Below are 12141 nucleotides of genomic sequence, written 5' to 3' on the forward strand. Positions count from 1 at the left end.
GTCGGCGGGAGGCCCGCCATTACAGGCGCTGCAGCAGCAGGCTACCGATTGAGTAGCCAGCGCCAAAGGAGCACAGTACGCCGCGAGCCCCCGCAGGAAGGTCGCGATTGTACAGATGAAACGCGATGATGGAACCCGCCGAGCTGGTATTACCATAGCTATCAAGAATGACCGGCGCCTCCTGCTGGCTGGCATCGTGGCCCAGCAGCTTGCGGCCGATGAACTGGTTCATGGTGAGGTTGGCCTGATGGAGCCAGAGCCGGTTCAGGCTCTCGGCGGGCCAGCCCTGCTCATCGAGCTGGTTGGCAATCTGGTCGCACACCAGCGGCAATACCTCCTTGAACACCTTGCGCCCCTGCTGGCGAAACAACTTGTCGTCGCTGTAGCGGGTACGCGGGCTCAGTCGGTTCAGAAAGCCGAAGTTGTTGCGGATGTTGTTGGAGTACTGGGTCACCAGCTTGCTGGCTACCAGTTGCCACGGGTTGGCCACCTTGCAATCTTCCGCTCGCTCCAGCAGCACCGCGGTGCAGGCATCGCCGAAGATAAAGTGGCTATCACGATCGCGAAAATTGAGGTGCCCCGAGCAGATCTCCGGATTAACCACCAGCGCCACGTTGGCTGTGCCTGCCGCCAGCATGTCTGCGGCTGTCTTGATGCCGAAGGTGGCAGACGAGCAGGCCACGTTCATATCAAAGGCCATGCCGCTCGCCCCCAGATAGTGCTGCAGCTCGATGGCCAGTGCCGGATAGGGGCGTGGCATGTTGGAGGCGGCCACGATCACCAAATCGATCTCGCCCGGCTCGCGGCCGGCGGCGATCAGCGCCTGCTCGGCGGCGGCCACCGCCATCTCCACCATGATGGAGGGCATCTCATCGGGCCGCTCCGCCAGCAGCGGCTGCATGATGTCGGGGTTGAGCACTCCCTCTCGGCTCACCAGATAACGACTCTTGATGCCGGAGGCCTTCTCGATGAACTCGCAGCTGGAGTGCTGCTTGGCGGGAAGCTGGCCAGCGTCGATGGCGGAGGCGTTCTCCTCGTTGTAGAGATCCACATACTGGTTGAAGGCGGCCACCAGCTCTTCATTGCTGACGGCAAAGGGTGGGGTATAGAGGCCTGAGCCACTGATCACGATAGAGGTCATCTTTGCTCCTCGCCGAGTGCGTTCCCGGCTTGTCGGTTTATAGGGTAGAGAGGGTTAGAGCTGGTCGATCGCCGCAGCGAGACCCGCCAGGGTCAGCGGATGCATCCGTCCGCCAACCACGTCATTCATCAGTTTGATGGAGGGATGCCAGAGCCACTCCCGCCGCGGGGTGGGATTGATCCACACCAGTTTGGGAAAGTGCTGCTGCAAGCGGGTGAGCCACACCTGACCCGACTCCTCGTTCCACTGCTCGACACTGCCGCCCGGCCAGGTGATCTCGTAGGGGCCCATGGTGGCATCCCCCACCAGGATCACCCGGTAGTCGCTGCCGTAGGTGCGCAGCAGCCGCAGGGTATCGAACCGCTCCTCAAAGCGGCGCTCGTTATCCTTCCAGACGAAGTCGTAGAGGCAGTTGTGAAAATAGAAGTACTCCAGATGCTTGAACTCGTGGCGCAACGCAGAGAAGAGACGCTGCACCTCGGCCACATGGGCATCCATGGAGCCTCCCACATCGAAAAAGACCAACAACTTCACACCGTTGTGGCGCTCGGGCCGCAGCTTCACATCGAGCCAGCCCTGGCGGGCTGAACTTTTTATGGTGTCGTCGAGATCCAGCTCGTCGGGATTGCCTTTGCGCACCCAGCGCCTGAGTTTGCGCAGCGCCAGCTGGATGGCGCGCTGGCCGAGCGGTGAGTCGTCGCTGAAGTTGCGATAGTGACGGGCCTCCCACACCTTGGCCGCCTTGCCGTGCAGCCCCTCTCCACCCATGCGAACGCCCTCGGGGTGAAAACCGCCATGGCCAAACGGGCTGCTGCCACCGGTTCCCACCCACTTGTTGCCACCGGCGTGGCGCTCTTTCTGCTCGTTCAGCCGCTGGTTGAGGGTCTCCAGCAGCTTGTCGAGTCCGCCGAGGGATTTGAGCAGCGCCTTCTCCTCTGGGCTCAGCAGTCGCTCGAACTCCTTGCGCAGCCACTCCTCGGGCAGGCTCTCCGGCAGCAGGGGAATGGCTTCCAGCCCCTCATAGTATTCGGCGAAGGCGCGATCGAAGCGATCGTAGTGTGCCTCGTCTTTTACCAGCAGGCAGCGGGAGAGTTGGTAGAACTCGTCCATATCGGCAGCGACCAGCCGGGCTGCCAGCGCGGTGTGCAAGTCCAGCAGCTCGCGCAGGCTGCAGGGGAGCTTGTGGCGGCGCAGGTGGGTAAAAAAGTCGATCAGCATGGGTCAGCTGCCGCGTCGGGCTAGAAAGGCGAGCTTCTCGAAGAGATGCAGATCCTGCTCGGTCTTGAGCAGGGCGCCATATAGCGCAGGCACCAGCTTGCCGGGCTCGCGGGCGCGCATCGCCTCGGGGGCGATATCGTCGGCCAAGAGCAGGCGGATCCAGTCCAGCAGCTCCGAGGTGGAGGGTTTCTTGCGCAGCCCCTCTACCTCGCGCAGCTCGAAGAAGAGATCCATTGCCTCGCCAAGCAGGCTCTCCTTGAGGTCGGGGTAGTGGAGTTTGACGATGGCCTGCATCTCGGCCTTGTCGGGGAAGCGGATGTAGTGGAAGAAACAGCGGCGCAGGAAGGCATCCGGCAGCTCTTTTTCGTTGTTGGAGGTGATGATGACCACCGGCCGCTGGCGCGCCTTGACTCGTTCGCCGGTCTCGTAGACGTCGAACTCCATCCGATCCAGCTCCAGAAGCAGATCGTTGGGGAATTCGATGTCGGCCTTGTCGATCTCGTCGATCAGCAGCACAGGTCGCTGCTCGGCGCTGAAGGCCTGCCACAACTTGCCTTGACGAATGTAGTGGCTAATATCGGCCACTCTGGGGTCGCCGAGCTGGGAGTCCCGCAGCCGGGCCACCGCATCATATTCGTAGAGTCCCTGTAGGGCCTTGGTGGTGGACTTGATATGCCAGGCAATGAGATCGGTGCTAAGATGGTCCGCGACCGCTTCCGCCAGCACCGTCTTGCCGGTGCCCGGCTCCCCTTTGATCAGCAGCGGTTTTTCGAGGGTGATGGCGGCATTGACCGCCATCTTCAATGCATCGGAGGCGAGATACTGGCTGCTTCCTGAAAATCCCATAACGTCGGTTCCTTTGACGATTGGCGCCCTGAGTCAGGGGCCAGAGAGAATAAGCTCTATATGTTGTAATACCATATGGTTATAACGAATAGTCACTTCTCATTCAGAAACCACAGGGTAATCTTGTTTCATCGTCGTAACAAACACAGGGATAGCGCCATGAGCAAAATTTTTGAGGACAACAGCCAGACTATCGGTCACACCCCGCTGGTTCGTCTCAACCGTGTTACCAAAGGCCGCGTGCTGGCCAAGATCGAGAGCCGCAACCCCAGCTTCAGCGTCAAGTGCCGTATCGGTGCCAACCTGATCTGGGATGCCGAGAAGCGCGGCATCCTGACCAAGGGTAAGGAGATCATCGAGCCCACCAGCGGCAACACGGGCATTGCTCTGGCCTTTGTCGCGGCAGCTCGCGGCTATCCCATCACCCTGACCATGCCGGCCACCATGAGCCTGGAGCGCCGCAAGCTGCTCAAGGCGCTCGGTGCCAATCTGGTGCTGACCGAAGGGCCGCTTGGCATGAAGGGGGCCATTGCCAAGGCCAACGAGATCCTCGAATCCGAGCCGGGCAAGTATGTGTTGCTGCAACAGTTTGAAAACCCGGCCAACCCGGAGATCCACGAAAAGACCACAGGCCCCGAGATTTGGGATGCCACTGACGGTGATGTGGATGTGTTCGTGGCCGGGGTCGGTACCGGCGGTACCATTACCGGTGTCTCCCGCTATCTGAAGCAGACTAAAGGCAAGGCGGTGGTCTCTGTCGCGGTCGAACCAGCCGAGTCGCCGGTCATCAGCCAGAAGCTGGCCGGGGAAGAGATCAAACCGGGCCCCCACAAGATCCAGGGGATCGGCGCCGGCTTTATTCCGGGCAACCTGGACCTCTCCCTTATCGATCGGGTGGAGAAGGTGACCAGCGATGAAGCCATCGAGATGGCTCGCCGCCTGATGGAGGAGGAGGGGATCCTGGCCGGTATCAGCTCCGGTGCTGCGGTGGTGGCTGCCAGCCGTCTGGCCGAGCTGCCGGAATTTGCGGGCAAAACCATTGTAGTCATCCTGCCGAGTGCGGCGGAACGTTACCTCTCCAGCGCCCTGTTTGCCGGGGTGTTCAGCGAGCAGGAGCTGCAGCAGTAACTGATCGGAATCTTTCAAAACAGCGGCGCTCCCAGGAGCGCCGCTTCTTTATGGGCTAGACTCAACCCCTGTTAGTGTCACTTGATCCTTATTTTTTGGGGTAAAATAACAAGTTCCGGAGTGAGAAAAAAAGCAGACATTCCGCTCTAAATCTCATATCCTGTGCGGCGTCACGCGGTGTTTGCTGGCTGGGTATCACAAAGTAACAAAGTGTTATTTTTCGTTATAAAATAATTTCAGGCCAGTCCTGATGCGGCTTGTAGCCCAATAACTGAAAATTGCCAACCAGCGCGCCGATTACTGCACAGAAACTTGACCTGGATTAAACCATTGCGGGTCTGCTTTCGTTACTTTACAACATATCCATACTGACACGGTGGGTCAGGTTGCTTCAAAAACGACCAACCCACCAAAAAATATCAATAATATGGGGTGAAACCATGTACGAGAAGTCTGTTGTTATTACTGCTGAAAACGGCCTGCACACCCGTCCGGCAGCTCAGTTCGTGAAAGAAGCCAAAGAATTCCAAAGCGAGATCACTGTGGTCTCCGGTGGCAAGTCCGCCAGCGCCAAGAGCCTGTTCAAGCTGCAGACCCTGGGCCTGACCAAGGGTACCAACGTAACTATCCAGGCTGACGGCCCGGATGCTCAGCAAGCTGTTGAGAAGCTGGTTGCCCTGATGGACGAGCTGGAGTAATCCAGCTTTAGATTCCTCCCCCACAGTCGTTTTAATAGGAAGGATTATGATATCTGGCATTCTTGCGTCCCCCGGTATCGCATTCGGTAAGGCGCTTCTTCTGAAAGAAGATGAAATCGTTATCAATCAGGGCAAAATCTCTGCTGACCAGATTGATGCCGAGATCAACCGTTTCCTCGAAGCTCGTACCAAGTCAGCTACCCAGCTGGAAGCCATCAAAGAGATGGCCGGTCGCACCTTCGGTGAGGAAAAAGAGGCCATCTTCGAAGGCCACATCATGCTGCTCGAAGATGAGGAGCTGGAAGGGGATATCAAATCCTTCATCAAAGAGAACAAGGCTTCCGCTGACAAAGCCATCTATGAGGTGATCGAACAGTACGCCAAGATGATGGCCGAGCTGGATGACCCTTATCTGCGCGAACGCGCCACCGACTTCCGTGACATCGGTACCCGTCTGGTCAAGAACGTACTGGGCATCGCTGTTGTCAACCTGAGCACCATCGACGAAGAGGTGATCCTGGTCGCCAAAGACCTGACCCCGTCTGAAACCGCTCAGATCAACCTGAAATATGTGCTGGGTTTCGTCACCGACATCGGTGGCCGTACTTCTCACACCTCCATCATGGCTCGCTCCCTGGAGCTGCCGGCCGTGGTAGGCACCAACGACATCACCGAGCGCGTCAAGAATGGTGACATGCTGGTGCTGGATGCGATCAACAACCAGATCATCATCAATCCGACCGCTGAACAACTGACCGAAGCCAAGAAGTTCCAGGCTCAGTTCCAGGCCGAGAAAGATGAGCTGGCCAAGCTGAAAGATCTGCCTGCCATTACGCTGGATGGTCACCAGGTCGAAGTGTGCGCCAACATCGGTACCGTCAAGGATACCGAAGGTGCCATCCGCAATGGCGCCGAAGGCGTGGGTCTGTACCGTACCGAGTTCCTGTTCATGGACCGTGACGCGCTGCCGACCGAAGAAGAGCAGTTCAAAGCCTACAAAGAAGTGGCCGAAGCGATGCCGGATCAGCCGATCATCGTGCGCACCATGGACATTGGCGGCGACAAAGAGCTGCCGTACATGAATTTCCCGAAAGAGATGAACCCCTTCCTGGGCTGGCGTGCCGTGCGTATTTTCTTCGACCGCGAAGACATCATGCACGCTCAGCTGCGGGCCATTCTGCGTGCGTCTGCCTTCGGCAAACTGCGCATCATGTTCCCGATGATCATCTCTGTCGAAGAGTTCCGTAGCCTGAAAGCCACCGTAGAGACGCTGAAAGCCGAACTGCGCGCTGAAGGCAAAGCCTTTGATGAATCCATCGAAGTGGGTATCATGATCGAGACCCCGGCCGCTGCCGTGATGGCTCATCATCTGGCCAAGGAAGTGGATTTCTTCAGTATCGGTACCAACGACCTGACCCAGTACACCCTGGCTGTCGATCGCGGTAACGAGATGATCTCCGCCATGTACAACCCGCTGTCACCCTCCGTCCTGACCCTGATCAAGATGGTTATCGATGCGTCCCACGCCGAAGGCAAGTGGACCGGTATGTGTGGTGAACTGGCTGGTGACGAGCGCGCTACCCTGCTGCTGCTGGGTATGGGTCTGGATGAGTTCTCCATGAGCGCCATCTCTGTACCGCGTATCAAGAAGCTTATCCGCAACACCAACTTCGAAGATGTGAAGGCAATGGCTGATCAAGCACTGAGCTTTGCCACCGCCGCTGAAATCGAAGCATGCGTAGATAACTTTATTAAGCAGAAAGCAGTCTGCTAAGATCGGCTGCAAACAGCGACAAATCATCTCTAGGAGCTTTATATGGGTCTGTTTGATAAACTGAAGAAACTGGTTTCCGACGATAGCTCTGACACCGGCGGCATCGAAATCTTTGCTCCGCTGTCTGGCGAAATCGTGCCGATCGAAGATGTGCCTGACGTTGTCTTCGCCGAGAAGATCGTTGGTGACGGTATCGCCATCAAGCCGGCTGGCAACAAGATGGTTGCTCCGTGCGATGGCACCATTGGCAAGATTTTCGAGACCAACCACGCGTTCTCTCTGGAATCCGACTCCGGTATCGAGCTGTTCGTTCACTTCGGTATCGACACCGTTGAACTGAAAGGCGAAGGCTTCAAGCGTATCGCTCAGGAAGGTCAACAGGTCAAGCGCGGCGACACCATCATCGAGTTCGATCTGGCCATTCTGGAAGCGAAAGCCAAGTCTACCCTGACTCCGGTTGTCATCTCCAACATGGACGAGATCAAAGAGCTGATCAAAATGACTGGTGCCGTGACTGTGGGCGAGACCCCGGTTATCCGTATCAAGAAGTAATGCCCGGCTGGCTCACGCCAGTTGCGCACTAAAAAACCGAAGCCTTGTGCTTCGGTTTTTTTATGGCTGCGAGTCGGCTTTTCTTTCTGGTTATTACTCTATTCCGTCGAGATGACAACCCGGTTACGGCCCTGATCCTTGGCCTGATAAAGGGCCCGGTCGGCCATCATCAGCAGATAGTCGATGCTCTCCTGCCCCTTCATGCTGGCACACCCCAGACTGATGGTGAGAGATAGCTGCGTCCCCTGCCATGGCAAGCGGGTGATACTGACATGCTGGCGCAGCTGTTCGGCGCGCCGTGCTGCCTGTTCAATATCGCAACCAGGCAGGATCAGCAGGAACTCCTCTCCGCCCCAACGGGCCAGACTCTCCCCCGGCAACAGCTGGCCAGCCATGGCGTGGGCGACAGCGCAGAGCGCGGCATCGCCAGCAGGGTGGCCGTAGCGGTCATTGACCTGCTTGAAATGGTCGATATCTCCCAACACCACCGAGAGGGGCTCACCCTGCAACCAAAGGGCTTGCAACTGTTGCTGGGCGCCACGCCGGTTGGTCAGTTCGGTGAGCGGATCGGTGCAGGAGAGGCGGCTCACCTCTTCCACCATGCACTGCAGGTCGTGGATATCGCGAAAGGTGACGATATGGCCATCCGGGATGGCATCGGCACCCAGCTGGGCAGTGACGATAAACCAGCGCGACTGACCGCTCTTGCAGCGGATCAGCGCAGGCATTTCGGCGACCTCCAGCCCTTGAGACAAGCTCTGTTCCACCTGGGAGTGCCAGGAGTCGATGATGGTGCGGCGATACCCTTCATCCGGGTAGGCGACCTGAAACCAGGAGGCCATGTCCGGCAGATCGTCAAGGTTGTAGCCCAGCTGCTCAATAAAGGCTTTATTCAGGAAGCGGTGGCGCCGCTGCGGGATCATGTCGGGTGAGCAGCCATCGTGACGGGCAATGGATTCGGACACCAGAATAGGCAGCGGGATCACATCGAAGGAGCGAAACAGGATCTGTTGCAGTTCTCGGTCATTCATAGGAAAAGCAGCTCCACGATGCATCTTTTATATGCTTTACCATAGGTCAGACCAGTGTGGTGGTAAACCGATTTATGGCGGTTACGCCGCCGGTTTTTCAGCCAATGGCAAAGGCGAGAAAATGGCGGGGTGGTTTGCCGTGGCCGTATCGGGTGAAAGCTGGGCAGGCTGAGGAGAAGCGGCGGGGCAAAAGGGTCAAAAAAACCCACATGGTCAGGCACATGTGGGTCGGGAAAAACCAGGCAGGGTAAAACAGACACTCCCTGTGTCGGTCATCTTCAGCTCAGGTGGAGGTGGTCCATCTGCTGGAGCTTTTCGGGCCAGGGCCCCTGCTGGTGGTCACCAAATCTTCACACGCTCGGAAGGTGGCAGATAGAGCTTGTCTCCCGGCTTGATGGCAAAGGCGCGATAGAAGGCCGGCATATTCGCGACGACGCCATTGACCCGGTACTCCAGCGGCGAGTGGGGATCTGTCTTGAGCAGAACGGCAGCGAGCTCGGGCCGGTACTTCCCTTTCCACACCTGCGCCCAGCCGATAAAGAAACGCTGCTCGCCAGTGAAGCCATCGAGCACCGCTGGCTGGCGGTTGCCCAGGGCGAGCCGGTACGCCTTGTGGGCGATGGTCAAGCCACCGAGATCGCCGATATTCTCGCCAAGGGTCAGCTGGCCGTTGACATGCTCCCCCTTGATGGGCTCGAAACGGTCGTACTGTTTCGCCAGTTTTTGCGCTCTAGCGGTGAACTCCTTGAGATCGGCCGGAGCCCACCAGTTGTGCAAGGCACCGTTGCCATCGAATTTGGCCCCCTGATCATCGAAACCATGGCTCAACTCGTGACCGATGACCGCGCCGATGGCGCCATAGTTGACCGCATCATCCGCCTTCAGATCGAAGTAGGGCGGTTGCAGTATGGCTGCCGGGAAGACGATCTCGTTGTTGTTCGGGTTGTAGTAGGCGTTCACCGTCTGCGGATTGTCGAACCACTCCTCCCGATCCACCGGTTGATGGAGGCGGGCAAGGTGCTCGTTGTAACGCACCGTGGCCGCGCGCTGGGCATTGCCGACCAGATCATCGGGACGGATCTCGATTGCGCTGTAATCCTGCCACTGGTCGGGATAGCCGATCTTGACCCGTACCTTCTCCAGTTTCGCCAGCGCCTGCTGTTTGGTCGGGGCAGACATCCAGTCGAGCTCGCCGATCTCCTGGCGATAGGCGGCGATCAGATTGCGCACCATGGTCGCCATCTGTGCCTTGGCTTCGGTCGGGAAGTAGCGTTCCACGTAGAGTTTGCCCACCGCCTGGCCCAGATAGTCATCCAGCACCTCCATGGCCTGCTTCCAGGGCTGCCGCTGCCGGGGGATGCCGCTTAGGGTCGTACCGTAAAAAGCGAAGTGCAGGGCATTGCTCTGGCTGTCGAGATAGGGCGCATAAGTGCGTAGCAGATGGAACAGGCAGTAGGATTGCCACTGCGCGATGCTGGTCTCTTGCATCACGGCGGTCAGCTTCTCCAGATAGTCCGGCTCACTGACGATGATCTCCGTTTCCCCGGCGATACCGGCCTCTGTCAGGTAGCGTTGCCAATCCAGGGTGGGCAGCAACTGACTGAGGCGGGCGATGGGCAGTTTGTTGTAGGTGAGGTTGTCATCCCGCCGGTTGACTCTGTCCCACTGCAGGCTGGCGAGGCGGGTTTCCAGCGCCAGAATGCGATGGGCCTGTTCGCTCGCCCCCTCGACGCCGGCATGGTTGAGCAGGGCGGTAATGAACTGCTCGTAGCTGGCCCGCAGAGCCTTGCTGGCGGCATCTGCTTTCAGGTAGTACTCCCGATCCGGCAGACCGAGACCGGATTGCTGCAGGTAGATCCCGTAGCTGTCAGGCTGCTTCTTGTCGGCCATGATCCCGATACCAAAGGGAGCGCCGCCCCCCAGCTTGTTAACACGGGCAAAGTAGGTGGCCAGCGAGGTGCCATCATGGATGGCCATGATCTCGTCGCGCAGCGGCTGAATGGGGGTCAGCCCTTTGGCATCCCGCCCGGCCTGATCCAGATAGCTGGCGTAGAGATCGGCGATCTGCTGGCGAGGGGTTCCGGACTGTTGCGGGCGCTTGAGCAGCTCCTCCAGCAACACCTTGCGATCCTCCAGCGACTTGTCCGCCAGCAGATTGCCGATGGTCTGCCCCGGCATGTCATCCGGTATTTGGGTCTGGGCCAGCCAGTTGCCGTTGACGTGGCGAAACAGATCGTCCGCCGCGCGCACGCTGTTATCCATGCTGGCCAGATCCACCCCGGAGTGGCCGCTGGTGGCACCGGCGCATGGAGCGAGGCCAAGCAGGGCCAGCGCAATGAGGCTGGCGATCATGCTGCGTTGCTGTTTCATCGTGCGTGTCCTGTATGGGGTGCCAGTAGTGAATTGGCTGTAACCGGTGGTCAATCAGCTGCGAACGACCGAGAGGAAGCGACCGTCGTGATTGAAGGTGCAGGTAAAGTCGACTGCATCATCATCGGTCTCGTACTGGCCATAAACCTTGTATCTGTGGCCACTCTCTTCTGCCGACTCGGTGGTGATATCGCGCGGGGAGACATGGAATTTGCTGGCTGCTTCCCCCGAGCAGTAACGGGGCATCTTGCTGGTGGCCATATGCTGGTCATCGCTATCGTCATGCTGGCCATCATGCTCGTGTTTGTTATCGCTGTGCTTTTTCCCGGCGTAATAGCCAGCGGCGCCGATGGCACCCAGCGCAGCTGCACCTATCAGGACTTTCTTGGTATCCATATTCTGGCAGCCGCTCAATGCCAGACTGGCGGCCAACCCCATTACCATCAAGGAGTGTTTCATCTCTCGGATCCTTTCAATTATCAAATGAGCAAGTCGGTGTCAGCCGAGTGGTGGTCACAGGGCCCGGCGCTGGAATGGCGCCACTTTGCAATGGTCAGGATGAAGAGGACACTCAAATAAAATTAAAAAAAGTTATAAAAATCCGGGGGCCGGAGCGAGCGCGGTATGGGGTAAGCAGTGAGGGGAGAAGGGCACGGGGTTCATCCATGCGGTAAGTAGTGGTGTGGGGCAAGTGTTTGTTTTTAGACTTTTATTTCTCTTTATATTTTATCAAGGGTGATGGCGGTCTGTTGTGCGGCGGCCAGCCATGTTGGCAATGGATAACTGTCTCTATCGCCATAAACTGGCATGAAAAAGCCGCTCACCTGGGTGAGCGGCTGTTGTCATCAGAACCGTGCAGTTCGCTATCAGGCTGGCTGCTTGCCATCTTCCGCGGGCGGCGGCAGAGCGGCGGAGTTGGACTCCACCTTCTGCTCTTCGCCCTGCATATTCTTGATGTAGACATCCATCTGGTTGAAGGCGATCTCGATGCCGTTCTCGCGGAACAGCTGGTCGATCTTGCGGTTCAACTCGTCCACCGCCGGGTTGCGATCCCCCAGTTCGCTCACGAAGAAGCGCAGCTCGTGATCCAGCGTGCTGGCGCCAAAGGTGAGGAAGTAGACGATGGGGGCCGGGTCTTTCAGCACCCGACTGTTTTCGTCGGCCGCCTGTTTGAGCAGGGTGCGGGTCAGCTCCAGATCCGAGCCATACGCCACACCCACCCGTACGATCACCCGGGTGACGGTGTCACTCAGCGACCAGTTGATGAGCCGTTCTGTCATCAGTTGCTGGTTGGGGATGATCACCTCTTTGCGGTCGAAGTCGGTCAGGGTGGTGGCGCGAATGCGGATCCGCGAGACGGTACCGGAGAAGGAGCCGATGGTG

The 12141-nt window shown here is 58.3% G+C and carries 11 protein-coding genes; 4 read left to right on the forward strand and 7 right to left on the reverse strand.

What is annotated here, in order from left to right; translation table 11 throughout:
- Positions 1 to 19: 19 nt before the first annotated feature.
- From AACR14_RS15210 to AACR14_RS15220, 3 genes are read right to left on the reverse strand one after another with little or no spacing between them, the layout of a single operon-like run.
- Positions 20 to 1141, reverse strand: a complete 1122-nt coding sequence (locus AACR14_RS15210; protein WP_019446781.1) for a beta-ketoacyl-ACP synthase III — start codon at positions 1139 to 1141, stop codon at positions 20 to 22.
- A gap of 54 nt (positions 1142 to 1195) precedes the next feature.
- The gene (locus AACR14_RS15215; protein WP_019446782.1) at positions 1196 to 2359 is read right to left on the reverse strand and encodes a vWA domain-containing protein; all 1164 of its coding nucleotides are present in this window, start codon (positions 2357 to 2359) and stop codon (positions 1196 to 1198) included.
- A gap of 3 nt (positions 2360 to 2362) precedes the next feature.
- The gene (locus AACR14_RS15220) at positions 2363 to 3205 is read right to left on the reverse strand and encodes an AAA family ATPase (protein ID WP_019446783.1); all 843 of its coding nucleotides are present in this window, start codon (positions 3203 to 3205) and stop codon (positions 2363 to 2365) included.
- Positions 3206 to 3364: 159 nt separating this feature from the next.
- On the opposite strand from AACR14_RS15220, the gene cysK reads away from it, so the two are divergent.
- The 4 genes from cysK (at position 3365) to crr (ending at position 7357) form a co-directional block, all read left to right on the forward strand.
- A complete protein-coding gene (cysK, locus tag AACR14_RS15225; RefSeq protein WP_019446784.1) occupies positions 3365 to 4333 on the forward strand; it encodes a cysteine synthase A in 969 nt (322 codons plus the stop codon).
- Between the two features lie 440 nt (positions 4334 to 4773).
- Positions 4774 to 5031, forward strand: a complete 258-nt coding sequence (locus AACR14_RS15230) for an HPr family phosphocarrier protein (RefSeq protein ID WP_005338266.1) — start codon at positions 4774 to 4776, stop codon at positions 5029 to 5031.
- A 46-nt stretch (positions 5032 to 5077) separates the two neighbouring features.
- Complete coding sequence (gene ptsI / locus AACR14_RS15235; protein WP_019446785.1) at positions 5078 to 6805, forward strand: phosphoenolpyruvate-protein phosphotransferase PtsI; 1728 nt, start codon at positions 5078 to 5080, stop codon at positions 6803 to 6805.
- A 42-nt stretch (positions 6806 to 6847) separates the two neighbouring features.
- The gene (gene crr, locus AACR14_RS15240) at positions 6848 to 7357 is read left to right on the forward strand and encodes a PTS glucose transporter subunit IIA (protein WP_019446786.1); all 510 of its coding nucleotides are present in this window, start codon (positions 6848 to 6850) and stop codon (positions 7355 to 7357) included.
- A 98-nt stretch (positions 7358 to 7455) separates the two neighbouring features.
- On the opposite strand, the gene AACR14_RS15245 is transcribed toward crr, so the two are convergent.
- The 4 genes from AACR14_RS15245 to AACR14_RS15260 form a co-directional block, all read right to left on the reverse strand.
- Complete coding sequence (locus tag AACR14_RS15245) at positions 7456 to 8388, reverse strand: GGDEF domain-containing protein (RefSeq protein WP_019446787.1); 933 nt, start codon at positions 8386 to 8388, stop codon at positions 7456 to 7458.
- Positions 8389 to 8727: 339 nt separating this feature from the next.
- Positions 8728 to 10758, reverse strand: coding sequence for a M13 family metallopeptidase (locus AACR14_RS15250; RefSeq protein ID WP_019446788.1), 2031 nt, complete (start codon positions 10756 to 10758; stop codon positions 8728 to 8730).
- Between the two features lie 54 nt (positions 10759 to 10812).
- A complete protein-coding gene (locus tag AACR14_RS15255; protein ID WP_019446789.1) occupies positions 10813 to 11217 on the reverse strand; it encodes a hypothetical protein in 405 nt (134 codons plus the stop codon).
- Between the two features lie 407 nt (positions 11218 to 11624).
- A partial coding sequence (locus tag AACR14_RS15260; RefSeq protein ID WP_041201983.1) for a mechanosensitive ion channel domain-containing protein occupies positions 11625 to 12141 on the reverse strand: 517 nt, incomplete at its 5' end.

This window comes from Aeromonas sp. 159 (genome assembly GCF_963862045.1).
In the GTDB taxonomy this organism is placed as follows: domain Bacteria; phylum Pseudomonadota; class Gammaproteobacteria; order Enterobacterales; family Aeromonadaceae; genus Aeromonas; species Aeromonas veronii.

Coding starts and splice junctions, on each gene's coding strand:
- AACR14_RS15255 (WP_019446789.1), bottom strand. CDS start 11,217: ATGAAACACTCCTTGATGGTAATGGGGTTGGCCGCCAGTCTGGCATTG.
- AACR14_RS15210 (WP_019446781.1), bottom strand. CDS start 1,141: ATGACCTCTATCGTGATCAGTGGCTCAGGCCTCTATACCCCACCCTTT.
- crr (WP_019446786.1), top strand. CDS start 6,848: ATGGGTCTGTTTGATAAACTGAAGAAACTGGTTTCCGACGATAGCTCT.
- AACR14_RS15245 (WP_019446787.1), bottom strand. CDS start 8,388: ATGAATGACCGAGAACTGCAACAGATCCTGTTTCGCTCCTTCGATGTG.
- AACR14_RS15230 (WP_005338266.1), top strand. CDS start 4,774: ATGTACGAGAAGTCTGTTGTTATTACTGCTGAAAACGGCCTGCACACC.
- cysK (WP_019446784.1), top strand. CDS start 3,365: ATGAGCAAAATTTTTGAGGACAACAGCCAGACTATCGGTCACACCCCG.
- AACR14_RS15220 (WP_019446783.1), bottom strand. CDS start 3,205: ATGGGATTTTCAGGAAGCAGCCAGTATCTCGCCTCCGATGCATTGAAG.
- ptsI (WP_019446785.1), top strand. CDS start 5,078: ATGATATCTGGCATTCTTGCGTCCCCCGGTATCGCATTCGGTAAGGCG.
- AACR14_RS15215 (WP_019446782.1), bottom strand. CDS start 2,359: ATGCTGATCGACTTTTTTACCCACCTGCGCCGCCACAAGCTCCCCTGC.
- AACR14_RS15250 (WP_019446788.1), bottom strand. CDS start 10,758: ATGAAACAGCAACGCAGCATGATCGCCAGCCTCATTGCGCTGGCCCTG.